This is a genomic window from Arcticibacter sp. (assembly GCF_045629565.1).
In the GTDB taxonomy this organism is placed as follows: Bacteria; Bacteroidota; Bacteroidia; order Sphingobacteriales; family Sphingobacteriaceae; genus Arcticibacter.
Window position 1 is genome coordinate 168648 of the sequence record NZ_JAZQRL010000100.1, and the last position, 22400, is coordinate 191047.

Below are 22400 nucleotides of genomic sequence, written 5' to 3' on the forward strand. Positions count from 1 at the left end.
TATGGATGAGCCTATTGTATTTTGTATCGATGATGACCCTCAGGTACTGCGCGCATTGGTGCGCGATCTTAAAGCCCAGTATAGGAAGGAATACAAGATTCTTAGCACCTCTTCTGTAAGTGAAGGCCTTGAAGGACTTCTGGAGCTGAAAAATAAGGGTGAAGCCGTTGCTCTATTTATCGCTGACCAGCGTATGCCGGAAATGGATGGAGTATCTTTTCTGGTAAAAGCACTTGATTTTTACCCTGATGCGAAGCGGGTACTACTTACAGCTTATTCAGATACAGATGCTGCCATTAAGGCGATCAATGAAGTGAAGCTGGATTACTATTTGATGAAGCCATGGGACCCTCCTGAAGAACGGCTCTTCCCGGTAATTGACGACTTGCTTGACGAATGGCAGAACGGTTACCGACCGGATTTTAAGGGCTTAAAAGTGGTTGGTTACCAGTTCTCTCCGAAATCTCACAATCTGAAGGAGTATCTGGCAGGCAATCTGGTTCCTTACCAATGGATGGATATCGAGACGAATAAGGAAGCACTGCAGCTTCTGGAGTTGAACGGCCTACTTTTGACGGATTTACCGGTGGTCTTTTGTGAAGATGGTACATTTCTAAAGGCACCCTCTATTCAGGAGCTGGCCCAGAAGGTCGGCTTGAATCCTGCGTTAAGAAACGAGGTGTATGATGTTGTTATAATAGGAGCGGGCCCCGCGGGTCTGGCTGCATCTGTTTATGGTGCCTCAGAAGGTTTGAAAACGCTTTTAATAGAACGTCATTCTCCTGGCGGCCAAGCAGGAACAAGCTCGAAAATAGAGAACTATCTCGGCTTTCCATCAGGGCTCAGCGGGTCTGAACTGACACGTCGTGCTTTAGCACAGTCTACACGTTTCGGTGCTGAGTTTCTTTCTCCACAGGATGTGAAAGCTATTCATGAAAAAGATGGCTATAAGAAGATCCTCTTAGACGGGGGCATCGAGATCAATACACGCACGGTGGTCATTACAACGGGTGTTGATTACCGGAAGCTAGAAACGCAGGGCATTGAACAGTTTACTGGTGCCGGAATTTATTACGGGGCAGCTATGACGGAGGCGGCCTCCTGTAAGGACAAGGAGGTATACATTGTTGGAGGTGGCAACTCCGCGGGACAGGCAGCCATGTATTTGTCCAAATTTGCCCGTAATGTATATGTTGTTATTCGTAAGGCTGATCTAACCTCTTCTATGTCATCGTATCTTATTGATCAGATCAAAGGAACAACAAATATACATATCCTGGCTCGCACGGAGATAAAGGAAGCTCTTGGAAACGATCGTGTTGAGCAGATCAGGGTCGGCAGCATTGATAGTAATCAGTCAGAAATGAAACGGGCTGATGCGATCTATATATTTATTGGCTCAAAACCTTATACCGACTGGATTGGTAAAGAAATCATCAGGAACGATAAGGGCTTTATAGAAACCGGAAGGGATGCAAAGAATTATGAGTCCTTCCATAAGATCTGGAAACTACAACGGGATCCCTATCTGCTGGAAACCAGTGCACATGGTATTTTTGCCGCTGGCGACGTGCGTGCGAATGCGATGAACCGTGTAGCGTCGGCGGTAGGGGAAGGGAGCATGGCCATCAGTTTTGTGCATAAATATTTGGCGGAAGTATACTGAAATTATCGTTGGAGTCCTGAAAATCAGGATAATAAGGAGGTGGCGCCCCCAATATTTATAACAATGCTTTTTCGAAGTTGGGCTGCCCCCATAAAGTGTCTAACTTTACGGGGGCAGTCCATTGTGTTACTGGACCTTTTTGTTAGCTCAAGGTCTTATTATCTTTCACCAGCTTATCCCTCGACAGCAATACTGGCGATGGCTCGTTCCAACGCGCCCTCTTTAAGCTGAGGCATATTGACCCCTTCAGCCCGGTAGACAGTCACATCTGTCATGCCCATGAAACCTAACACGGCTTGGAGATAGGGCACTACAAAATCGTAAGGTTGATATGGTCCTTTTGAATAGACGCCTCCTGCCGACATGGCAATATATACTTTTTTATTCTTGACCAGACCTTCGGGGCCATGCTCGCTATAACGGAATGTCAGACCAGCCCGCGCCACATGGTCAATCCAGGCTTTAAGTGCCGAGTGAATACTAAAATTATAAAGGGGCGCACCAATGACAATAAAGTCCGCTTTAAATAGCTGATCGATCGCCTGATCAGAATAACGGATGGCCTCACGATCGGCTGCTGTGAGATCTTCTTTTGGAGTAAAAAAAGACTGCAGATGTGGTGCATCCAGGTGTGGGAAGTTCTCATGAATGAGGTTCACCTCGTTTACCACGCTGTCCGGATGCTTTTCCTGCAACTGTGTGACAATAGCTCTACCTAGTTTAATACTGAAGGAGCTTTCCTGGCGTGGGCTGGATATCAAATGAAGAATGGTTTTCATGTTCTGATTTTTAAAATTTTATCTTCAGGCAAAGCTACTCGCAGGTACTATTAAAAAGATAGGACTATCCCCAAGGATAGTGGTATCCTTAGGGATAGTGCGTATTTTTGCTGTATGGAACCTATATCACGAGAGCCAGTTATAAGCAGAGAAGAGTGCACGGCCAGCGTTCGTCATATTCGGGATGCCTTGTATGTATTAAACGGAAAATGGAAGCTGCCTTTAATTTTTTCTCTTACCGAATCTTCTAAACGTTTTGGCGAATTACAACGTGTTCTGGACGGAATAACTCCTAAGGTATTGGTAAAGGAGCTCAAGGAGTTGGAACTAAATGGTTTCGTATTGCGGAAGGTATATCCCACTACACCTGTAACGGTGATTTATGAAGTGACCCCCTATGCCGGTACCTTGCATAACGTTCTCAACGAACTTAAGGAATGGGGGTACAAGCACAGGGAGAAGATAAAAAGCGATATGCGTAAGTAATGCGAGGCGCTCGCCAGTATTTATAGTTCAGTGTTGGTTATGGGCTTAGGGAGCTGCAGAATAAAAGCTAGATTAGCCTCATATTAGACTAACCTCATATTTTATGTACACAAGGAAACTTAAGGAGTTACTACAGACCGCTGCGTTGTCTTTATTATTGTTGGGATTTGCGGCAAATATCACTGGACAAACAAAGGCAGATCTTGTTAGTAACAAAAAAACAGCAAAGGTCACAGACAGAAAACTAAGACTTAAGAGCGAACACAGTGGGCCAGTGATAGGCATTGACCATCCGGATGTTATAGCAAATTCAAACAGATCGGGATTCGAAACGGGGCAGGCTGTTAAGATTGATGGCGTTTACCATATGTTTGTTAATGAAATGTTTGAGCGACCGCATCGTGATTTGCGGATATCTTACTGGACAAGTAATGATGCTGTCCAGTGGAAAAGGCAGTCGACCATTGTGAATAGTGTTCCAGGGCGCACACATACCAATCCACGCGCGGAGGTCTGGCTTACCGGAGTTGTGTTTAATGAAGACGAAAACGCATGGAATATCTTCTATGTTGCTTACAGGGCGGGGAACGAGGCGAAAGGTGAGCTTCCTGGAAATGATTATGAGGGAAGGATATGGAGGGCAAAATCGACTGTAACGGGCAGAACCGGAATTGCAGGTCCATATGCTGATATGGGGATTGTATTAGAACCTGATGCCAGCTCGCAAGCATGGGAGGGTCAGCAGGCAGTAGCTTGTTTTAATCCATATAAAGTGGGCAATACCTGGTACTCACCTTACGATGGGCATAACCATGTTCCGATAGGAGGCTGGCCAACCGGTCTCGCATTTGCAGCCAAGCTGGAAGGGCCATGGATCAGGATGCCTGAAGGATTTAACCCTCTTCCGTTAGCCGATGTGTTCACGGAAAATGAGGTTGTATCTCAGTTGAGAGATGGACGCTATCTGATGATTTATGATTCATTCGGTGATCAGGAAATTGGATACAGCCTTTCAGACGACGGAATCCACTGGAGCAGGGAAACGCGCGTTAAGGTGCAGACAGGGAAGACGCCGTGGGCAGAGCCGGGTGATCATAATACGCGTACACCGCTTTGCGCGATAGAAGAAGAAGATGGGACGTTTACCGTTGTTTATACGGCTAGAATGAAGGCGAATGGCAAGGATTTTTATGCAATTGGCAAATGTGTTTTGAGCTGGCAATAACTCACTTATTTAAGGGCAAGAATGATAAAAATAAGGCGCAATCATCCGTTGCGCCTTATTTTTTATCTTTGGACTGATTGCCTGCTTTCAGTTAATACAATATGTGGTCTAGGTGCTTTTTTCATATCCTCACCTAAATAAAAGCTTAAATGGGGAGGTTGATTGTAAGCCACGTTTTGCCAGGCAATGCTCAGCCGGTATTGGGGATCATGCATGAGTGTATAGAGGCGGTGACTCGTAGGGATAGTTGTGGTATAGATGCGAAGTTCGTCGGATCCGGCGCTTAACACAATCTCTTCTCTCCAGTCGCCAAAGAGGTCGGCCGTCAGATTAGGGTTTCTCCTCGAGTTTCCTCTCACACCACCAGGTACACTGAAGATGGTGTCGCCTCTGTATTTATTAATTTTACCGCCGCTCATCAGCTCGCGGGTTAAATCGCCGTCCCACCAAATTAGCCAGGAGCCCGTAGGGTTGGGGCCTATTTTTTCGCCAGCCATGGTGTATAGCCCCTCAGAGCCTGACCACCACATTTCAGCTCCAGGGTTTTTGGAATCTATATTTTCTGCTATGCCTCCGCCTACATCTGTGTCAATTGCGCCTTTAAAATAGACTTCTCCTGTTCGGGCACTGTAAACCGTTACTCCCGGGCCAGCGTCTTTAACATATCCGAAGTCGCCTTTTGAGTGATCCTCTATTTCATGAGGTCCAAAAACTTCGAGTCCCGGACGAGTTAAATCAAGGTCTCCTACATGAAGGGCATCTCCATGACGAAATCCTGTAGAGAACAGCCCTGTTCCATCATCATCGACAACCATTGAGCCGTAAACTATTTCATCCTTACCATCATCATCAACATCGGTGACGGTTAAATTATGGTTCCCCTGGCCTGAAAAGGGATTTTTACCATCCTTGGTATCGAACACCCAACGGGAGGTCAATTTCCCGTCTCTGTAGTCCCATGCAGCGAGCACGGTGCGACCATAATACCCGCGGCACATGACTACACTCGGTAGCTTGCCATCCAGGTACGCTGCACAAGCCAGGAAACGGTCGACGCGGTTCCCCGTATTGTCATTACCTCCGTTGCCTCCGGGACCACCCCAGCCATCAGTAGGATATCGGGATGGAATATAGTCAGTTGTAGCTAGTGCTGCACCGCTTAATCCATCGAATATGGTAAAATATTCGGGCCCCTCTAACACTTTCCCAAGGGTAGCTGGTTTTTTGCTTCGGTAGTCTTTAGTCGAGTCACCAATCACCTTTCCATTGCCGTCGATCGTTCCGTCGGCGGTTTTCATGGCTACTTCAGCTTTGCCATCGCCATCCATATCGGCCACGATAAATTGAGTATAATGTTCGCCTTCGCGGATGTTATGGCCCAGGTCAATTGTCCAAAGATGCGTTCCGTCAAGCTTGTAAGCCTGAATGATTGGTTTATCAGTCATGCCATTGAAGGAGTTGTCAAGACCTTTCCCCACTTGGTGAAGAATAATTTCGTATTCACCATCGCCATCCAGGTCGCCGGTAGAAGCATCGTGCGGTCTGTATCCAGCCGGCGTCTTAAGTGGAATCGAAAGGTATTGGCCTACAGGGGTGTTTGCAGGTATTAAAAAAGGTTTACTGCCTTGTGTTTCTTTACCATCAACAAGGGCCTTAACGACATAAGTATTCGGTTTTGTTAAATCGGCTTTTACATCGATAAAGTTTGTGCCGCCTGTAAGAGGCCGGGAGTTTAACTTGTGAGGCCTTAAATCGCCGGTCTTTCGGTAAATGTTAAAAGGAAGGTTTTCAGGTTCCGTTGCCAATAAACGCCAGCTGATGAAGACCGAATCAGGTGCATGCCGGACGGCGACAACTCCCCGGTCGAGATTTTCCATCATACGCTGACTAAAACCGGAACTGGTTAAGAATAATAGGAGTAAGGTTAGAATTGGTTTTCGCATATCTTAAATCTACGGAAATTTCGATTTTACTCCGCCTTACGGTATCATTTCATATGGAATTCTTTTTTTCGTAATAGGATGAGTTCAGGTTCTCGTTAGCCATTTCAGCATTTTCGATGATACCAAAGTCTGTCAGGATGATAGGACTGCCTTTCTTAACACATATATCCTGTTCGAAATGTACGGATGGTTTGCCATCCATTGTCAGGAATGTCCAGTTATCTTTAGAAAGGTAGACCCTCGGGGATCCCAGGTTGATCATTGGTTCTATAGCGAGTACCATGTTTTCTTGCAATACCTTGCCATGGCCTCTGCGGCCGAAGTTGGGTACATCGGGTTTCTCATGCAGCTCTTTGCCCAGGCCATGTCCGACGAGGTCCTGAACTATACCAAAGCCGAACTTGTCGACGTGTGACTGAATAGCATAACCGATATCTCCGGTTCTGTTTCCATGTTTTGCATTCTCAATGCCCCTGGAAAGAGATTCTTTCGTCACACGAACAAGATCTAAAAGTTCAGTAGACAGGTCACCGATTAAAAAAGTATAAGCCTGATCGCCATGGTATCCGTTTTTATAAGCCCCAACATCTACAGATACTATGTCACCTTCCCGCAAAGGTCTATCATTTGGAAAACCGTGTACTACTTCGCTATTCACGGATGTGCAGATATGGAATGGAAATCCTTCAAACTGGTAAAAAGAGGGGGTAGCGCCGTTGTCTCGAATGTACTCGTCGGCATATTTATCAAGAGTCAGCGTGGTTATTCCGGGCCGGATGATGGAGGCTAATTCGGCTAAGGTCTTGCTTACAAGCAACGCGCTTTCAGCTATCAAGGATATTTCTTCTTCTGTTTTCGTAAGCATGGTATTTATTTATGTTGCTGTCAAAGTTCGTAAGCTCCGGCTTTCGCTGAAAGTAAAAAACCGACACTTCGTTAGCAGGCAGTTATGCTTATCTTTGCGAAGTATGCCCATATCATTATTAACGGATATCAAACTTTCTGGCCAGCCTTGTTTCGACTTCACTGACGAGATGGAGTCAGCTTCTGGAAGTTGGTTTGGTGGGCCTATCATGGGTGCATATTTTCTCTCTTGCAAGGATCTGAAGTTCAATCAACCGCTTTTTAGCGATGGCATTCCCTCTATGATATTTATGCCGGATAGGGCAGACGAGGTATCTTTGATTAAAGAAGGAGAACTGCTTAGGCTGAAGTCTGTTTGGGTTTGTTGTGGCGTGATCCGGGACACTCAATGGATAAGACCAGAACAACTCGAACATATCCTCGTGCTGAGGTTTAACCCTTCCGCCTTTTATTCTGCGTTTAATATTAGTCCGTCCATGTTTGTCGCTTCGCCTGTATGTAATTTCGAGGATCTGGTGGATCAAAGCTGGCTCGGAGTAATAGGCGAGATGTATAAAGTGAACAGTCCCGCAGAAAAGCTAACGGTGATGAATAAAGCCTTGTCAGCGTCTGGGAAAAGCAGTTATCTCCCGTACTTATTGGAAGTTGCCATTGACCATATTGATCAACGCAAGGGCAACACAACGGTTTCCGATTTACTGGCCGCGATTGGAGGCAAGGTAAATCAAAGATGGTTGCAGCGTAACTTTATCAAGTATATTGGGATGCCTCCTAAACGATACATTTCTCTTCAGCGGTTTATATACACTTATGGCCAGTGTGATAGGAGTAAGTCCTCAGATTTTTCTGATGCCGCTATATCCTATGGATATTATGATTACAATCATTTCCAAAAAGACTTTAAGCATTATATGGGTATTGCTCCATCAAGGTACAGGTGGAAATAGGCGAAGCCCGGCGTCAGCGGATAGTAGACCCAGTCCGACGGTTCAGCAGGTTTGGTTCTTTGATCTTGTTTTCTTAGCTTAGTTTGACCTCAAAACAGAATAGATGAGGAGTTTGCTTATCAGTAAACCACTTTCATGAAGAAGTATTGTCTGAGTTTGTGTCCAGTGTATTTACGGTAATCTTTGCACGAAGAAGTGCGCTTATTTCAGCGGATCGCGGGTATCAATAAATTAATCTATGTCGCAAAAATTGGAAGTATGGCAACGGGGGCCATTGCCTCAAGTCAGTTCGCTGTTACAGCCAGTAGCTCACGCTTTGCTGCAAGCCAGAGAAGAGCTCAACGAATATATGGAAGATTTTCCGAGTGAACTGCTTTGGTTACGTCCAGCCGGAATGGCTTCTGTGGGTTTCCATCTTCAGCACCTGAGTGGTGTACTCGACCGCGTTTTTACTTATGCCAGATCTGAGGGCCTAACTCCGGCCCAGTTTGAAGCGCTTGCTGAAGAAGGAAGGGATTCAGCAGAGGGATATACCGTCTCAGATCTTGTGGAGCGGTTTAATCAGCAGGTTGACCTTGCGCTTAAGCAAATAAAGGAAACCAATGAGGCTACGCTATCAGATTTTAGAAAGGTGGGGAGAGCTGGTTTGCCTTCAACCGTTATCGGGCTGCTCTTTCATGCTGCGGAGCATACCATGCGTCATCTCGGCCAACTTATGGTAACCGCCGCAGTCTTGAGAGAAGGGTTTGCAGGTTCAGGAATCGATAGCGAAGGAACTAAGTAACCAGGCGGACGTTCGGAGCCCACGTGATCAAATACAGTAATCGCTGAGCCAGACAACTGTTGAAACCCATTGAGGGGATTGTTATTATAACAAGCCCCTCAGTATTTATATTCCTAAGCGAAAATCTTTCACACTGCTCTGCTCTAAGCTTACTTCTCCAAAGTTACTTAGGCCGCCCTTAGCTACAGGACACTGCGCACTTAGGCCCATCCAAATCTCAGATGGATAATCGTTTTTGTAAAGGCGGGCCAAATTCCAGGTCTTCTTATCCACGGAAAAATAAAAGCCAACCGTACGTGTATCGGATGATATCTTCATGTATACCGACCCGCCCGAGACGACATCATGGTTGTTGTCATCTGACGTTCCGATAGTACGAACTGTAACGACTCGATGATTACCCCGTTCATCTTGTTCATAACAAAACTTTTGCCAATGGCTATCATTTACATAGATGTATAGTACCCCGGCGTCATACATCCCCTCCTTTGTGAACTCCGGTGTAACCTTCGCAATCAGGGTAAATGGCTGAGAATTGTCAACTTTTGATAAAAGAATAGGCGCCGTGTTATTAGACAGCTTATTGTTAGGATCGTTGAAGTAGTCCTTTTTCTCACCTACCCGAAAAATGACATTTCCTTTGGTGTCTACAGTCGCGAGTGAGTCGGCACCGTTTATACTTCTGGTGAAGTGAATACCTGGAAGCTTGATGTCGCATGGGCTGCCTTTAGCCAACGCGGAATCTTGTCTGATTTCGTCAGAAGAAGTTACCTGGGTAAAGCTTTGATTATTGGAGTTGGTGCAACTTGCTGAGAAGTAAAGGGTTGCCAGCGTTAGCAATGGATAGAATTTTGATCTCATGAGAATAGTGTGATTGGTCATTACTTAGCCAGGCCTTACTGTGCAAAGCCAGGTTACAAAATAAGATTATTAAACTAATTTCTGTTACTATGCGTGTTAAACTTCGCAGAGCAGCGTAATTTATGTCCCTCTATGTACAGGTTGGGCAGTTAAGAAAGCGGCTTCATAGGTGTTATGTCTATATTTTGCAAGGTGGGTATAGTTTCTTTACTTTGTCAAAATATCATCCCCAGGGCTCATGCACAAAATCGCTATATTCATCTTTTTTTTCATTATTTCAATCCCGGTTACCAAAGGAGCTTCAGGAAAATGGCAGAGCAGGGTAACCGGAGGTGCAATCGCTTATAAGCTTACAGAATCGAAGAAGGTAAATCCTGATTTCCATGGAGACTATCCAACAATTGTTTATTTGGAGAACTTAAATATAAAGAAGATAGGTAGAAACACGAATTCTGCTGATGTGGCCTGGCTATTATCGCAGGGCTACCGTGTTATAGAGTTAGACTACAAAAACAATGCGAATGCTACCGCTATCTCGATTAACGCTGATATAATTGCCATCAATGATTCGATTGCTGCAGGCTCTTTTTGCGGCCATAAACGTTCCTCCAGATACCAGTCTTATGTGTTGTTCGAGGGCTACCGGATTTCACGTAATGTTCCATATTTCAACGATGATCCCACCGTCTATAATACTCCAGCCGAGTACAAGTTTGGCGATATGCTGCAAATGGATATCGTTTATCCTGCGAATGCAGCTGTTAAAGTGCCGGTTATCCTTTCTTTTTCATATAGCAACAGCTACGCTACGTACGACGCTGAAACAAGAACACTTACAACAGCTAACAAAGATCAAAGGTTGAACCTAGCTTATACCCTTGCTGGTTTTGACGATTCATTTCTGGAGGGAGCACCTGCGAATGGGATCGCCTGGGCGATAGCAGACCATCCTAAATATTGTCCCTGGGGAAAAGGCCGGCCAGCCGATGGCAGGAACGATACCTACAAATCTTATCAGAGTAATCCCGATGCAGCAAGGAAAGTAAAGTCAGCTGTACGCACGTTGCGTTCTTTGGGTGCCGGACTGGGTCTTTCAGAGGATATCGGTATTTATGGATTCTCTCGCGGGTCAACTGCTGGCTCAATGGCTGTGGGTGACAGAACGGTTCCTGGCTTCGAGAACGCAGGCTTTCATATAGGTGTAGATGATAATGTACAAGCCGCAGCTCTTGGCCCCGGCGTTTTTGACTACACCATAATATATAATAACCTAAATGACGGTGATGTTAACCTGGAAACCAGGTGTCCATGGGCCTGGGGATCTCTCGAAACGAATCTCGATTTTTGGCAAACTATGGGCGCCGCCTATCTGGTAGAATCTGCCGATACAGCACCCGTTTTGTTTTTCTATAACACGACAGATGAGCGGTATTATCAGGACCAGGTGGCGAGCTTTAAATTTAAACTGGACTCGCTGAATATTCCGAACACTACGCTTGTTGACTACGGTAAGGGCCATTCTGTTCCTCAAACTAAAGACTCTTTACGTAAAATGTATAGCTTTTTTAGCACACACCTTCATCCGCCTAAAGTATAGGCCGATCTGAAGAGTGCTTTTCGCAGGCTTCAAACTTTGCAGCATCTTCAATATTCCCGCAGCATCTTATTATCTGTATGAGATTAACTTATTCTGTGTCGATTGGATTAGATCATCTTTTTAACATAAGGATAAACGTCAACACCACTTTAGCGCTACACCACCAGACTGTTGATATATTTCTCCAGCATTGTATAGCCGTCGTCAGCGACAATATTTCGGTCCTCCACGTTGTTGGGGTTTAGTTTATTTTTGATTTCCCAGTCATCAGCCATGCCGTCGTGGTCTAAGTCGACGGGTGCCTTGCTCGACTTAAGCTCCGGCCAGCCGCCGACACTTTTTTGTGTGTCGATGATTCCTTTGTTTTGACCATAGGCACCGCTGCCCGACGGCTTTAGTTTACCTGAGGCCTCATTAACAACTCTTTTGTCAACTTTATCTCTCTCCGGAAATATTGCACCTGCATTGGCCAGGACAGACTTGTAAGCCTCCCCGGCAGTCTCTGTAAAAGGTCTTTCCACGTGAAATTCGCTCATTGACCGGATATTTTCAGCTGAACCTACTTTGCTTGCATCAACGCCCTTCCAGTTGTCGGAATTTAGCGATCCATCTGTTCCCTCCATGACGTTTCCGTCCAAGTACCATTTGGCATAACCCTTAGCGGCACCTTTCCGGGATTCATAAGATGGTTGAACAAAATACAGATCGGATGCGGTGGCCGGTCCCGGCTTATAATAATTGTTTACCCAATTAACATAACACCTGGCATTCGGGTCATTTACTTCCAGCTCGCCTCCGTACACGGCACCCGATTTCCCCCAGTTGTAGATTACATTATTACGATAATCGCATACAGCTACCGTATCGTGAGATCTGGATCCGTTAACACGCGGAGAACGGCTGGCATTGCTCGCAATCAGGTTATGATGGTAGGTAGCGTATTGGCCACCCCATTGTGCAGCATAGCTTCTGGCACCTTTTGAGTCAAATGACTTGTAAAGACTTTCACTAAGAATGCACCATTGTACCGTGATGTACTTATTATCGTAACACGTATGACTTTCTTCATTTGACCAACTCAAAGAACAATGATCAATGATGACGTTTTGAGAGTTTTCGTTACCCAAACAGGAGAGATCACTAAGTCCTGAGGCGTCGCCGGGCCTAAAGCGCATAAAGCGTATAATGAGATTACTTCCGCTGAACTTCAGATATCCATCTTTGATACAAATTCCACCGCCGGGAGCGGTTTGCCCGGCAATGGTCATATTGGACCTGCCTACCTTTACCTGACCGTTAGTAAGACTAATGTTTCCTGAAATTCGGAACACGATAGTGATGGGGTCAGACCCCGGGGTATTTAAAGCCGCCCGCAAGCTGCCCGGGGACTCGTCCCCTTTAAGATTCGTCACCTCTATCACTCTTCCGCCTCTGCCGCCAGTGGTGAATTTGCCATAACCTTCCGCCCCGGGGAAGGCTATTTGCTGCGCCTGTAATGGCAAAGTAAAGGCTAAAAATACTAGGGTTATACAAAAGATACGCGTGGAATATGTTGCCATCGGTTATTGGTTTGTAATGGCTAAAGCTAGGCGCTTATCATTCGCAAATCTTATACCTTCTTTACAAAAAATTGTAGCATATTACCCCATTTTTGTCAATCTATCCTAAACAAAGTGAACGGAAAGGCGTTGCCTAGGATAGATGAAAAGTTTTGATAATTCAGATAAGCACAGGCGTTTCAGACCATCAAGCAAGTCTGGTTTTGGAGGTGTTGCTATAGGCAACGGATTCAACGTAAATCCGGATTTGGAATGTTTGCAATGTATATCAGCAGCCTGGGATGCGGGTGTTCGCTACTACGACACCTCTCCATGGTATGGACTGGGCATAAGTGAACGCCGGCTAGGCCTGTTTCTTAAAGACAAAGCGCGGGATGAGTACACATTGTCGTCCAAAGTAGGCAGAATTTTAGAGCCCAGAGAGGATTTCGATGTGACACAGGCGATATGGAAGGGTAAAATGAACTTTGCTTACCGCTACGACTACAGTGCCGACGGCGTACGCCGGTCAATAGAGGATAGTCTACAGCGCCTTGGTGTTTCCTCACTCGATATCATTTACATCCACGACCTGTCACCAGATAACGGAGACTTCGGCAAGGATTGGTTACAATATTTTGAAGCTGCTAGAAAAGGGGCCATGAAGGAGCTTACCAGGATGAGAGAGGAGGGGCTGATCAAAGCCTGGGGCTTGGGCGTAAACACCATTGAACCCATTTTGAAAACGATGGAAGTGGCAGACCCGGATATTTTTCTTTCGGCATGCCAATATTCGCTGATCCATCATGAAGATGATCTGAATATGGTATTTCCCAAAGCTGCTGAGCGCGATATCTCCATCGTTGTCGGGGCTCCTCTATGCGCAGGATTTCTTTCCGGAAAGGATAGGTATTTATACGAAGATGAATATCCTGCTGGTGTAAAGGAAAAGTTAGCTGCCCTGAAAGTAATTGCTGAGAATCACCGGGTAACCCTTCGCAGCGCAGCCCTACAGTTCTGCGCTGCTCCTGAGGTTGTTTCTGCCGTCATTCCTGGGGCGCATACTGTGCAACAGGCCGTGGAGAACGCTGCCTCATTCTCTGAAAAAATCCCTGCGGACTTTTGGACAGAGCTTAAACAGAAAAAGCTGATTGCTGATAATGCTCCTGTACCTCCGGCATAGCAAACTACAGTTTCATTCTCTTCATAACCCACCAAAAGCCAAGCGCTGCCAGGATCGTTACGAGGCCGGTCAATGACCATAGCATATCAAAGCCGAGGTTATGTGCAATACGGGTTCCCAGAAAAGGAGAAAGAACATAAGCCACTGAAAAAGCGAGAGAGTTCATCCCCATGTAGGCGCCTCTGGTTTCGGCTGTAGCGCGCTGCATAGCAACTGTCGACATGAACGGCATTGCAAGTATCTCTGAAATACAGAGCACAAAGATCGACGTGTAAAGGATGATAAGGCTTCCCGGCAACAACAACATCAGATAAGACGCGCCACAAAGTAATGTGCCCAGGATAATGACGGCTGATGCACTCAGGCGTTTCTCCGCGATGTGTACCAGCAGCATTTCGAGGGAAAAGACCACGAGCCCACTGAACCCCAATATGAGTCCTATATTCCATTCATCAAGCATATGCACCTCCCTGTAAAAAAGCGGCAATGTGTTGAGTAATTGAAAGAAGCAAATGGTATAGAGACAGCAAAACAAGCTAAATAGTACAAATTGAGCATCTTTCCATGGAGAGGTGCCTTTTTTCCTTCCCGGTCTCTCACTTGTTTTTTTATGATGTTCTCTTGCCCGTTTCCTGAAGAAGGCATAAAATACCATTGCTGCAATCGCACAACTTAAGGCATTACCATAGAACAGGAGGCGATAAGAAAAAGCAGCCAGAAAGCCGCCGAGCGCCGGGCCGATCGAAAATCCCAGGTTTACGGCCATTCTGTTTAAGGAAAATGCCTTTGTGATATTTTCCTCCTTCGTGTATGATGCGATAGCTACTGAATTTGCAGGCCTGAATGTCTCTGAAACAACACTCAGTACAAATACACCTGCCGAAAGGCTTAACGGATCAGTAAGAGCTGGCAGAAGACAGAATATCGGAATACAAAGCAGCAAGCAAAATAGCTGGATATTAAAGTGGTCCATGCGATCGCTAAGCCAGCCACCCGCCCAGGAACCACAAATCGCACCGATTCCGAAGCAGCTCAGAACCGTACCCGTCTCTGTCAGGCTGAAGTTCAGCGACTGCGTCATATAAACTCCCAGGAATGGTATTACCATTGCACCGCTGCGGTTAATCAGCATAATAACCGCCAACATCCATACTGGCCTGGAAAGGCCTTCGTAAGATCCTAAGTATAGTTTCCAGAGCCGTTTCATATGTCTGCAGAAGAAACGACCTCATCGCTGAAAATCGAAATGGTCATATCATATTTGAGCCGCAAAGTTAACGTATAACACGGAGCTACAAACAAAAATCTTCATGCTTTATCCATGCTGGTTCTGCCGATAATCATGTATTTTTAATATCTTGTAATCAATTAGATACCATCTTAACCGACAGAAACTATGAAAGAAATTAAAAAAGAGGACATCAAGCAGGAAGTATTTGACCTATATGACGATTACGCGCATAACCGGGTAAACCGACGTGATTTTATGCAAAAACTATCGTTATTTGCGGTTGGCGGCCTAACCGTAACCTCGCTCATGAGTTTTCTTAGTCCTGACTATATTCATGCGATTCAGGTTAAGGAAGATGATCCGCGGCTTAAGTCTGATTTTATTTCTTACCCGTCTGTTAAAGGGGGGGGCGAGATCAAGGGTCTGCTATCTTCGCCGGTTGACGCGAAAGGGAAGCTTGGTGGGGTTATTGTGGTCCACGAGAACCGAGGTCTGAACCCACACATAGAAGATGTTTCGAGAAGAGCCGCATTAGCCGGATTTGTTAGTTTAGCTCCGGACGCCTTAACGCCGCTCGGCGGATATCCTGGCAATGATGATGATGGCAGAACATTGCAGAGTAAGCGCGATAGGGATGAAATGCTGGAGGATTTTATTGCTGCATATGAATATCTGAAAAATCACAAGGATTGCAACGGGAAAGTGGGGGTGGTAGGATTTTGTTTCGGTGGCTGGATATCGAATATGATGGCCGTGCGAATACCAGACCTCGCAGCTTCGGTCCCGTTCTATGGTGGACAGCCTCCTGTGACGGACGTTCCGAAGATCAATGCACCGCTGTTGATCCACTACGCCGAACTGGATACGCGTGTTAACGAAGGTTGGCCTGCTTATGAAGCTGCCTTGAAAGAGTATGAAAAATCCTATGAGGCGTATATCTATCCGAAAGTGAATCACGGGTTTCATAACGACACAACGCCACGTTATGACCAAGCAGCATCTGAACTTGCATGGAATCGTACGGTGGAGTTTTTTAAAAAGAAACTCAGTTAATTTGATAATTAGTATTATTGGGCAACTAAAAGAACACATGAAAATAGAACACTTCGCCCTTAATGTGGAAGACCCAATCAATATGGCCGAATGGTATGTAAAAAATCTGGGACTATCGATTATAAAACAGCAGAACCAAGCCCCTTTTATGACGTTTCTGGCGGATGATAGTGGTCAGATAATGATCGAAGTTTACACAAATCCCGTTGATCAGGTGCCCAACTATCGTGACTTGGACCCATTAATTGTGCATCTCGCGTTTGTATCTGAAGCTCCGGAGCAGGATAGAACGAGATTGGAAAATGCGGGTGCTACCACCGTGTCTGACGATGTCCTGGATGATGGATCGCATCTGGTAATGATGCGTGATCCATGGGGCTTAGCGATTCAATTTTGTAAGCGCGCTATTCCAATGCTTAAGTAAAATCCTGTTCTTTTACTTTCAGACTAGCACGCTATCCGCAGATCCGGACAATCCAAAACAATAAGTAAGGATGCTCCCAAGGGATTTCGTTCGTACCGGCCTGTGAATCATCTGACTGCATGCATTGTTAAATAAACAGTAGAATATCCACATTAACGTGTTGAGATTCTACATTTTTGAAATTCCTCAAAGCGCACATTGTCAGCACCTAAGGCTTTTTAAATAAGTCAGCCGTGTAATCAAACAGTTCGGGGCCGCCGATCTTTCCATGCCCGGGAATGACCATCCGGGTGTTAGGATACCGGGCTTTTAATGAAATAATCGTTTCCGCCCAGGCAGCTATATTAGCATCCGCCAAGTTGCCTTTACCCGCACCTTGTTCTTTGATCAGGCAGCCTCCGAACATGATGCCTTCATGGGGAAAGTAGGCAATTATGTTGTCACGAGTATGGCCTTCTCCTGAATAGTCGAGAAGCACTTGCTGAGTTCCTACCCTAAGCGTCTTCTTATCTGCAAAGCCCGATTGTGGAACGGGCAGATTTTTTTCCTTGGCCAAAGCTATAGTACGTTCATTTGCAACCGACGGAATTCCACGCGTATGGAAGGCATTGAGCCCGCCAAGACAATCATCATGAAAATGAGTAGCTACAACAGCCTTAACCTTGCAGCGAAGGGAGTTTTCGACCCAACTGATCAATTCAGCTGACGTTTTTTCATCCGTGGGAGTGTCAATAATAATCGCTTCATTATGGTTGGCAACGATCATACCGTTGCAAGAAACACGGCCAAAGCTCTCTGTCTTCAGGTAGGAAATATGCTGATATACATCTTCGGCAATCGGCTTGACCTCCAACTCGCCGGATTTATAGGAGCGGGAGCTTTGCGGATCTTTCTTGAGTGCACAGCTACAAGCAAAGGCGGAAAGGATCAACAGTATGAAAGTTTTCATGACATTCTGGTTTAGGGGTAAAATTACAAAGACCTGTTTATATTTTGAATGAACACCCGTATATCATGGTATTTTTCAGGTGAATTTATTAAGTTAGTAAGTATCAAAACGATTATCTACCAAAACCCTAATAACGGACCAACAGAGATGTCAGCTTTACAGTTAATCTATCAACACCCTTTGCTATCTGCTGAGGATGTCAACACCATAATAAACGCCCACAAGAAAGTCTACTTCCGGAAAGGGGATTACCTGTTAAAAAAGGATCAGGTGGCAAAAATGTACTTCTGTGTGGAGAAGGGCCTTATACGGTCTTATGTGTATGACTTCGAGGGAAATGATATCACCACCGGTTTTGTCGGCGAAAACGAATTGGCCATTGATGTGATATCGCTATTCCACGGGATTCCGGCGGTAGAGTATTTTCAGGCGCTTACAGATTGCGAGTGCTACTCAATTCCATTTAACGATTTCCAAGTCTTGTATCATTCGATTAAAGGATTTAACGAGTGGGGACGGGCCTGGATGTCAGGAAACTTATTTGAATTGAAACAACGTACCATCTCTATGATAACAGATTCGGCAAGCGAACGTTACAAAACCTTACGTTCAAGGCACCCCCAAATTCTCCAGCAGTCCCCTTTAAAGTATATCGCCAGTTACTTAGGTATTACGGACACATCACTTAGCAGGATCAGGAAAGAACTTGTAAGGGAAAGTTAGAGGTTTTTCTTGTCTTATGGTAAGTGGCTTTTCCTGAGGTTACGTTAGTTTTGGTCTATCAAGCAAAGGCTTGAATACAACTACATAACTAAATTAATCTCAACATGAAGCTCAATCCCTATCTTAATTTTGACGGAAACGCCGAGAAAGCGTTCCAGTTCTATCAATCGGTCTTTGGTGGTGAACTATTCATCCAGAAAATGGGCTCGGCACCGGGGACAGAAGGCCTGTCGGAAGAGGAAAAAAACCTGGCCATGCATGTTTCCATCCCTATAGGCGATGGGCAGTTTCTAATGGCGTCTGACTGTATCAAATCACAGGGGCACACGTTAGTGAACGGAAATAATAATTATATATCCGTTTCCCCGGATAGCCGGGAGGAAGCAGAAAGAATCTTTAATGGACTGTCTGAAGGAGGCAAAATCGAAATGCCGTTGGAAGATATGTTTTGGGGAGACTACTTCGGTTCATTCCAGGACAAATTCGGCACTTTCTGGATGATAAACTACGCTAACCAACAACCAAACTTATGAAAAGCTTCGGATACATGTTGATGGCGCTACTATTAGCAGCTGGCAGCATCAACGCACAACAAGCTTCAGTCGATCAGCATTCGGTCGCATCATTGAACGGAAAAAACTTTCTGCTGAATTATTATCAGCAGACCTTTGACGCCCTTAAAAAAAGTACCGAAGGTTTAAGTCCGGCACAACTCTATTTCAAGCCTGCGACTGACAAATGGTCTGTGGGGGAGTGCATGGAGCACATTGTCGCCACTGAAAAAGTGCTATTCGATTATGCTAAGCAGGCAATGGAGAAGCCCGCTACCCCAGAGCGCCGGTCGGAAGTTAAGTCGAAAGACGAGGACATTATCAAAGGAATCAATGACAGGTCCTTTAAAGCCAAAGCGACTGACGATATAACCGGAAAGAATCAACTCAATAACGCTTCAAAGGCACTCGATGATTTGCAAGATGGTAGAAAAGTGATTCTAGCGTATTTAGAAGGCGTGCAAGAGAGCGACCTCCGTAATCACATCAGTGACTCTCCATTCGGACCCATTGACGCTTTTCAGTCTTTCTTATTTATTGCCGGACACACCTCCAGGCATACACTCCAAATCGAGGAAGTCAAAGCAGACAAAAATTTTCCCAAGAAATAGATCACGGCAATTAAGTAGCTAACCGATATGATGAAAAGACCTGTTTATCCCTGCCTTTGGTTTGATGGAAAAGCAGAAGAAGCCGCCAGGCTATACTGCCGTGCCTTCAACGATGCCAAATTGGAAGAGTGTACACCTTTGGTGTGCACCTTCTCCATTAAAAATAAGCCATTTATGGGACTCAACGGAGGTCCGCAGTTCAGACCTAATCCATGCATATCTTTCTTTACTATCTGCGGTTCAGAAGAGGAAATCGATCGCGCCTGGACCTTACTCAGCGAAGGCGGGAATGTTCTGATGCCGCTAAATAGCTATCCATGGAGCGATAAGTACGGATGGGTGCAAGACCAGTACGGGGTTTCATGGCAGCTTAGTCTTGGAAAGAAGGACCTCGAGAACCCCGACGTCTTTCCGTCTTTGATGTTTGTAGGCCAGCAGAACGGAAATGCAGAGCGGGCCATTAACTTTTACACCTCCTTGTTTAAAAACTCTGATATCGAATTGATAGCCCGTTACGAAGTTGGTGATCAGGATACGACGGGAAATATCAAATACTCCCAGTTCTATATCGACGGATGCCGCTTCGCGGCGATGGACAGTTCGATGCCGCATGGCTTCAGCTTTAACGAGGGTATAAGCCTCGTACTGAGTTGCGAGTCACAAGAGGAAATTGACTTCTACTGGCTCAATCTCACTGAAGGGGGCAAAGAAAGCCAATGCGGTTGGTGTCAGGACTCCTTTGGCGTATGGTGGCAGGTTGTTCCTTCCGCGTTAAGCAACCTGATGAAAGACCCGGTCACAGGTCCGCAAGTGACCGCGGCCTTAATGAAGATGGGTAAAATCGATATAGCAGGGCTGAAGAGAGGCTCAGGTGAGATTTAATCCAGTGGTTGCGGCAGAGGCAGAAAGTAATTGCCTAGGGCAAGGCATCGAATCCTCTTACCAGCTCTTCTACCTGAATCCCAATATCTTCACCTTTTTTATCCCAATCGACCGATGTTACCTTCCTGGTAACATGGGTTAATTTTCTGAGAAGTGCCATATGCTTGGCCTGCCATTCCGGACTTTCGAACTTTCTTTGCAGTTTTTCGATTTGCAGATGCAGCTTTCCCTGTTCTTTTGGAAGCTCAGGAGGAGGAGGAGGAAGAGGGAGCTCGTCAAGATACTGTGCATCCAGGGCGGCCTCGGCTACAGCTGCGCTGTGCTCAGCCAATTTTTTTTGCATGTCTTTCCATTCCTGACTCTCGAAATGCTTTTTTACCTCCTCAGCATGCTGGCGGACGCTCGCATGGTGTTTCGCCTGAAGCAATGCGTGTTCCCTGGCTATTTCAGCATGTTTCCGGAGCTCTCTCTGGTGCAGGCCCATCGTTGCGTCTTCCAAACATACGGTATCCGTCTTTTTGGAAGCTTTCAGCAGGTATTTATTCAGCACCGGCCGGCCCTCATCATTATCTGATGAAGATATGGTTTCTTCAACCTTTTGAACGGTTATTTCCTGCCGTTTATCGGATAACGCTTCGTTTTTAACAACAATAACATCCGTTTCTTCTTGTGGTAATGCAACAGCAAGAGACAAGCCCACACACAGTATGGTAACCAAGACGATCAGGCCTGTTTTAGGCGAAGGATCGGGATTCTTCATTCCCGAAATTCTCTTGATCCTGTCAAGAAGCGGATACTTTTCTTCACCGCTGGCGGCCATGGCCAGTTCGTTATACTTTACCTGGACCTCTAGTTGGAGCAAGGCTTTTGCGTACGTCAGGGGATCCGACGTTTTGCTAACGACGATTTCATCACAGCAGTACTCACGTTCCTTGTGTATTTCTTTAACGATCAGCCAAACGAAAGGATTAAAGAAAAGTATACTTTCGATAACCTTTTGTACTATATTCCATAGATAATCAAGCCTTTTAATATGCGCTAACTCATGTAATAGTATAGATTCGACCTGCTCCGGGCTAAGCCTGGAAACCATTGCCAGAGGTAATATAATAACAGGCTTTAAAAAACCGGCTGTTACCGGAACCTTGATCTTTTCTGAAACATGCAGGCTGACATGTTTCACAATGTCGAGCTGCCGGCGCAGTGCGTTTAATTTTGCTATCCATACAGGTTCTTCCAAAAGCGGATCGGACTTACCCAAAGTCCGCGTCCGGAACCATGCGAAAGCAAGAGACAGAAACTGTATACCAACACCCGCTAAATATAACGATGCAATCCAGCCAGCATATTCTTGTTTCCATGCCTCTGCCTTATCCAACCAGCTGATTTGATGTGTCCCGGCATGATTTTCCGATACTACCCTGGTTAAGGTGTCCAGCTCAAGCTTTTGGTTGTAAAGCGAAAATAAGGTATAAACGAAAAGGCCAAAAATCAGAACGAGCGACGAATACCATAGCCGGTATTTGATTGCAGAAGGGATATCCGGTACTGCACCAAACATTACTCTGAAAAAAAGCACAATCGCAAAAGCCTGCGCTGTCGAAATAAGCAGCGTTTCGGTCAAGGCTTCAATAAATGCAGAGGTTTCCATAATTTTATTGTTTTTGCATCTGTTCCAAGTATTTCCGTATAAGCTCTATTTCCTTTGGAGAGGATTTCTTGCTGTTAAGAGCCTGCATGACCAGTTGGGATGGCGAGCCGTTAAACACCGTGTCGATAATCTTGCTCACCAGATTGACCTGTGTGTCTTTCTGACTGATTAAAGGCTTGTAAATATGTGTCCGGGAGCTTACGTCGCGAACAACCAATTCCTTCTCATGCATGATCTGCATGAGCTTAAGCGTTGTAGTATAGCCTACTTCTTTATCCTTGTTTTTCGACAACGCTTCATTCACTTCCCTTACCGTGGCGCTTTTAAGCTCCCAAAGGATCTGCAGGATTTCTAATTCACTATCTGTTGGTTTGCTGGACATTCTTATCTACGAATATTTTCGTATGTAATATTACGAATGATTTCGTAAATAAAAAAGGAATCTTCCTGAT

At 45.5% G+C, this 22400-nt stretch carries 22 protein-coding genes; 13 read left to right on the forward strand and 9 right to left on the reverse strand.

Annotated elements, in window-relative coordinates:
• The first annotated feature begins 1 nt into the window (after nt 1).
• Nucleotides 2-1666, forward strand: a complete 1665-nt coding sequence (locus ACKI5J_RS12655; protein WP_407429838.1) for an FAD-dependent oxidoreductase — start codon at nt 2-4, stop codon at nt 1664-1666.
• Between the two features lie 173 nt (nt 1667-1839).
• Here ACKI5J_RS12655 and ACKI5J_RS12660 read toward each other — a convergent pair whose 3' ends face one another.
• Nucleotides 1840-2445, reverse strand: a complete 606-nt coding sequence (locus tag ACKI5J_RS12660) for an FMN-dependent NADH-azoreductase (protein WP_407429839.1) — start codon at nt 2443-2445, stop codon at nt 1840-1842.
• Between the two features lie 114 nt (nt 2446-2559).
• On the opposite strand from ACKI5J_RS12660, the gene ACKI5J_RS12665 reads away from it, so the two are divergent.
• Together ACKI5J_RS12665 and ACKI5J_RS12670 are read left to right on the forward strand one after the other, a co-directional pair.
• Complete coding sequence (locus ACKI5J_RS12665; protein WP_407429840.1) at nt 2560-2931, forward strand: winged helix-turn-helix transcriptional regulator; 372 nt, start codon at nt 2560-2562, stop codon at nt 2929-2931.
• Between the two features lie 103 nt (nt 2932-3034).
• Nucleotides 3035-4156 (forward strand): hypothetical protein, encoded by a 1122-nt coding sequence (locus ACKI5J_RS12670; RefSeq protein ID WP_407429841.1) that lies wholly within the window; start codon nt 3035-3037, stop codon nt 4154-4156.
• A gap of 62 nt (nt 4157-4218) precedes the next feature.
• On the opposite strand, the gene ACKI5J_RS12675 is transcribed toward ACKI5J_RS12670, so the two are convergent.
• A complete protein-coding gene (locus ACKI5J_RS12675) occupies nt 4219-6036 on the reverse strand; it encodes a rhamnogalacturonan lyase (RefSeq protein WP_407429842.1) in 1818 nt (605 codons plus the stop codon).
• Nucleotides 6037-6148: 112 nt separating this feature from the next.
• Entirely contained in the window at nt 6149-6964 is an 816-nt protein-coding gene (map, locus tag ACKI5J_RS12680) for a type I methionyl aminopeptidase (RefSeq protein WP_407429843.1), read from the reverse strand.
• A 103-nt stretch (nt 6965-7067) separates the two neighbouring features.
• Between map and ACKI5J_RS12685 the strand changes: the two genes are divergently transcribed.
• Nucleotides 7068-7910 (forward strand): helix-turn-helix domain-containing protein, encoded by an 843-nt coding sequence (locus tag ACKI5J_RS12685; RefSeq protein ID WP_407429844.1) that lies wholly within the window; start codon nt 7068-7070, stop codon nt 7908-7910.
• Nucleotides 7911-8148: 238 nt separating this feature from the next.
• Nucleotides 8149-8694, forward strand: a complete 546-nt coding sequence (locus ACKI5J_RS12690) for a DinB family protein (protein WP_407429845.1) — start codon at nt 8149-8151, stop codon at nt 8692-8694.
• 105 nt (nt 8695-8799) lie between these two features.
• On the opposite strand, the gene ACKI5J_RS12695 is transcribed toward ACKI5J_RS12690, so the two are convergent.
• On the reverse strand, nt 8800-9555 hold the full coding sequence (locus ACKI5J_RS12695; RefSeq protein WP_407429846.1) for a DUF1349 domain-containing protein: 756 nt from the start codon (nt 9553-9555) through the stop codon (nt 8800-8802).
• 238 nt (nt 9556-9793) lie between these two features.
• On the opposite strand from ACKI5J_RS12695, the gene ACKI5J_RS12700 reads away from it, so the two are divergent.
• Nucleotides 9794-11152 carry an alpha/beta hydrolase family protein gene (locus ACKI5J_RS12700; protein ID WP_407429847.1) on the forward strand — a complete coding sequence of 453 codons (1359 nt, stop codon included), beginning with the start codon at nt 9794-9796 and terminating at the stop codon, nt 11150-11152.
• Nucleotides 11153-11307: 155 nt separating this feature from the next.
• Here the strand turns inward: ACKI5J_RS12700 and ACKI5J_RS12705 are convergent, their stop codons facing one another.
• Nucleotides 11308-12711: a polysaccharide lyase family 1 protein gene (locus tag ACKI5J_RS12705; RefSeq protein WP_407429848.1), complete on the reverse strand. Its 1404-nt coding sequence runs from the start codon at nt 12709-12711 to the stop codon at nt 11308-11310.
• A gap of 142 nt (nt 12712-12853) precedes the next feature.
• Here ACKI5J_RS12705 and ACKI5J_RS12710 point away from each other — a divergent pair, with 142 nt between their 5' ends.
• Nucleotides 12854-13873 (forward strand): aldo/keto reductase, encoded by a 1020-nt coding sequence (locus ACKI5J_RS12710; protein ID WP_407429849.1) that lies wholly within the window; start codon nt 12854-12856, stop codon nt 13871-13873.
• Nucleotides 13874-13877: 4 nt separating this feature from the next.
• On the opposite strand, the gene ACKI5J_RS12715 is transcribed toward ACKI5J_RS12710, so the two are convergent.
• The gene (locus ACKI5J_RS12715; RefSeq protein ID WP_407429850.1) at nt 13878-15080 is read right to left on the reverse strand and encodes an MFS transporter; all 1203 of its coding nucleotides are present in this window, start codon (nt 15078-15080) and stop codon (nt 13878-13880) included.
• A gap of 189 nt (nt 15081-15269) precedes the next feature.
• Between ACKI5J_RS12715 and ACKI5J_RS12720 the strand changes: the two genes are divergently transcribed.
• Entirely contained in the window at nt 15270-16157 is an 888-nt protein-coding gene (locus ACKI5J_RS12720) for a dienelactone hydrolase family protein (RefSeq protein WP_407429851.1), read from the forward strand.
• 37 nt (nt 16158-16194) lie between these two features.
• Complete coding sequence (locus tag ACKI5J_RS12725) at nt 16195-16581, forward strand: VOC family protein (RefSeq protein ID WP_407429852.1); 387 nt, start codon at nt 16195-16197, stop codon at nt 16579-16581.
• A 208-nt stretch (nt 16582-16789) separates the two neighbouring features.
• Here ACKI5J_RS12725 and bla read toward each other — a convergent pair whose 3' ends face one another.
• Nucleotides 16790-17530: a subclass B1 metallo-beta-lactamase gene (gene bla / locus ACKI5J_RS12730; protein WP_407429853.1), complete on the reverse strand. Its 741-nt coding sequence runs from the start codon at nt 17528-17530 to the stop codon at nt 16790-16792.
• 48 nt (nt 17531-17578) lie between these two features.
• Between bla and ACKI5J_RS12735 the strand changes: the two genes are divergently transcribed.
• The 4 genes from ACKI5J_RS12735 to ACKI5J_RS12750 all read left to right on the forward strand — a co-directional run bounded on the left by ACKI5J_RS12735 (nt 17579) and on the right by ACKI5J_RS12750 (nt 20297).
• On the forward strand, nt 17579-18253 hold the full coding sequence (locus ACKI5J_RS12735; protein ID WP_407429854.1) for a Crp/Fnr family transcriptional regulator: 675 nt from the start codon (nt 17579-17581) through the stop codon (nt 18251-18253).
• A 104-nt stretch (nt 18254-18357) separates the two neighbouring features.
• The gene (locus tag ACKI5J_RS12740) at nt 18358-18786 is read left to right on the forward strand and encodes a VOC family protein (RefSeq protein ID WP_407429855.1); all 429 of its coding nucleotides are present in this window, start codon (nt 18358-18360) and stop codon (nt 18784-18786) included.
• Complete coding sequence (locus tag ACKI5J_RS12745; protein WP_407429856.1) at nt 18783-19415, forward strand: DinB family protein; 633 nt, start codon at nt 18783-18785, stop codon at nt 19413-19415. The genes ACKI5J_RS12740 and ACKI5J_RS12745 overlap by 4 nt, the downstream gene beginning before the upstream one ends.
• A 27-nt stretch (nt 19416-19442) precedes the next feature.
• On the forward strand, nt 19443-20297 hold the full coding sequence (locus tag ACKI5J_RS12750) for a VOC family protein (protein WP_407429857.1): 855 nt from the start codon (nt 19443-19445) through the stop codon (nt 20295-20297).
• Between the two features lie 34 nt (nt 20298-20331).
• Here the strand turns inward: ACKI5J_RS12750 and ACKI5J_RS12755 are convergent, their stop codons facing one another.
• Both ACKI5J_RS12755 and ACKI5J_RS12760 read right to left on the reverse strand, forming a co-directional pair.
• On the reverse strand, nt 20332-21948 hold the full coding sequence (locus ACKI5J_RS12755; RefSeq protein ID WP_407429858.1) for a M56 family metallopeptidase: 1617 nt from the start codon (nt 21946-21948) through the stop codon (nt 20332-20334).
• 4 nt (nt 21949-21952) lie between these two features.
• Nucleotides 21953-22330, reverse strand: a complete 378-nt coding sequence (locus ACKI5J_RS12760) for a BlaI/MecI/CopY family transcriptional regulator (RefSeq protein ID WP_407429859.1) — start codon at nt 22328-22330, stop codon at nt 21953-21955.
• Nucleotides 22331-22400 lie beyond the last annotated feature (70 nt).

Coding starts and splice junctions, on each gene's coding strand:
- ACKI5J_RS12655 (WP_407429838.1), top strand. CDS start 2: ATGGATGAGCCTATTGTATTTTGTATCGATGATGACCCTCAGGTACTG.
- ACKI5J_RS12660 (WP_407429839.1), bottom strand. CDS start 2,445: ATGAAAACCATTCTTCATTTGATATCCAGCCCACGCCAGGAAAGCTCC.
- ACKI5J_RS12665 (WP_407429840.1), top strand. CDS start 2,560: ATGGAACCTATATCACGAGAGCCAGTTATAAGCAGAGAAGAGTGCACG.
- ACKI5J_RS12670 (WP_407429841.1), top strand. CDS start 3,035: ATGTACACAAGGAAACTTAAGGAGTTACTACAGACCGCTGCGTTGTCT.
- ACKI5J_RS12675 (WP_407429842.1), bottom strand. CDS start 6,036: ATGATGGAAAATCTCGACCGGGGAGTTGTCGCCGTCCGGCATGCACCT.
- map (WP_407429843.1), bottom strand. CDS start 6,964: ATGCTTACGAAAACAGAAGAAGAAATATCCTTGATAGCTGAAAGCGCG.
- ACKI5J_RS12685 (WP_407429844.1), top strand. CDS start 7,068: ATGCCCATATCATTATTAACGGATATCAAACTTTCTGGCCAGCCTTGT.
- ACKI5J_RS12690 (WP_407429845.1), top strand. CDS start 8,149: ATGTCGCAAAAATTGGAAGTATGGCAACGGGGGCCATTGCCTCAAGTC.
- ACKI5J_RS12695 (WP_407429846.1), bottom strand. CDS start 9,555: ATGAGATCAAAATTCTATCCATTGCTAACGCTGGCAACCCTTTACTTC.
- ACKI5J_RS12700 (WP_407429847.1), top strand. CDS start 9,794: ATGCACAAAATCGCTATATTCATCTTTTTTTTCATTATTTCAATCCCG.
- ACKI5J_RS12705 (WP_407429848.1), bottom strand. CDS start 12,711: ATGGCAACATATTCCACGCGTATCTTTTGTATAACCCTAGTATTTTTA.
- ACKI5J_RS12710 (WP_407429849.1), top strand. CDS start 12,854: ATGAAAAGTTTTGATAATTCAGATAAGCACAGGCGTTTCAGACCATCA.
- ACKI5J_RS12715 (WP_407429850.1), bottom strand. CDS start 15,080: ATGAAACGGCTCTGGAAACTATACTTAGGATCTTACGAAGGCCTTTCC.
- ACKI5J_RS12720 (WP_407429851.1), top strand. CDS start 15,270: ATGAAAGAAATTAAAAAAGAGGACATCAAGCAGGAAGTATTTGACCTA.
- ACKI5J_RS12725 (WP_407429852.1), top strand. CDS start 16,195: ATGAAAATAGAACACTTCGCCCTTAATGTGGAAGACCCAATCAATATG.
- bla (WP_407429853.1), bottom strand. CDS start 17,530: ATGAAAACTTTCATACTGTTGATCCTTTCCGCCTTTGCTTGTAGCTGT.
- ACKI5J_RS12735 (WP_407429854.1), top strand. CDS start 17,579: ATGAACACCCGTATATCATGGTATTTTTCAGGTGAATTTATTAAGTTA.
- ACKI5J_RS12740 (WP_407429855.1), top strand. CDS start 18,358: ATGAAGCTCAATCCCTATCTTAATTTTGACGGAAACGCCGAGAAAGCG.
- ACKI5J_RS12745 (WP_407429856.1), top strand. CDS start 18,783: ATGAAAAGCTTCGGATACATGTTGATGGCGCTACTATTAGCAGCTGGC.
- ACKI5J_RS12750 (WP_407429857.1), top strand. CDS start 19,443: ATGATGAAAAGACCTGTTTATCCCTGCCTTTGGTTTGATGGAAAAGCA.
- ACKI5J_RS12755 (WP_407429858.1), bottom strand. CDS start 21,948: ATGGAAACCTCTGCATTTATTGAAGCCTTGACCGAAACGCTGCTTATT.
- ACKI5J_RS12760 (WP_407429859.1), bottom strand. CDS start 22,330: ATGTCCAGCAAACCAACAGATAGTGAATTAGAAATCCTGCAGATCCTT.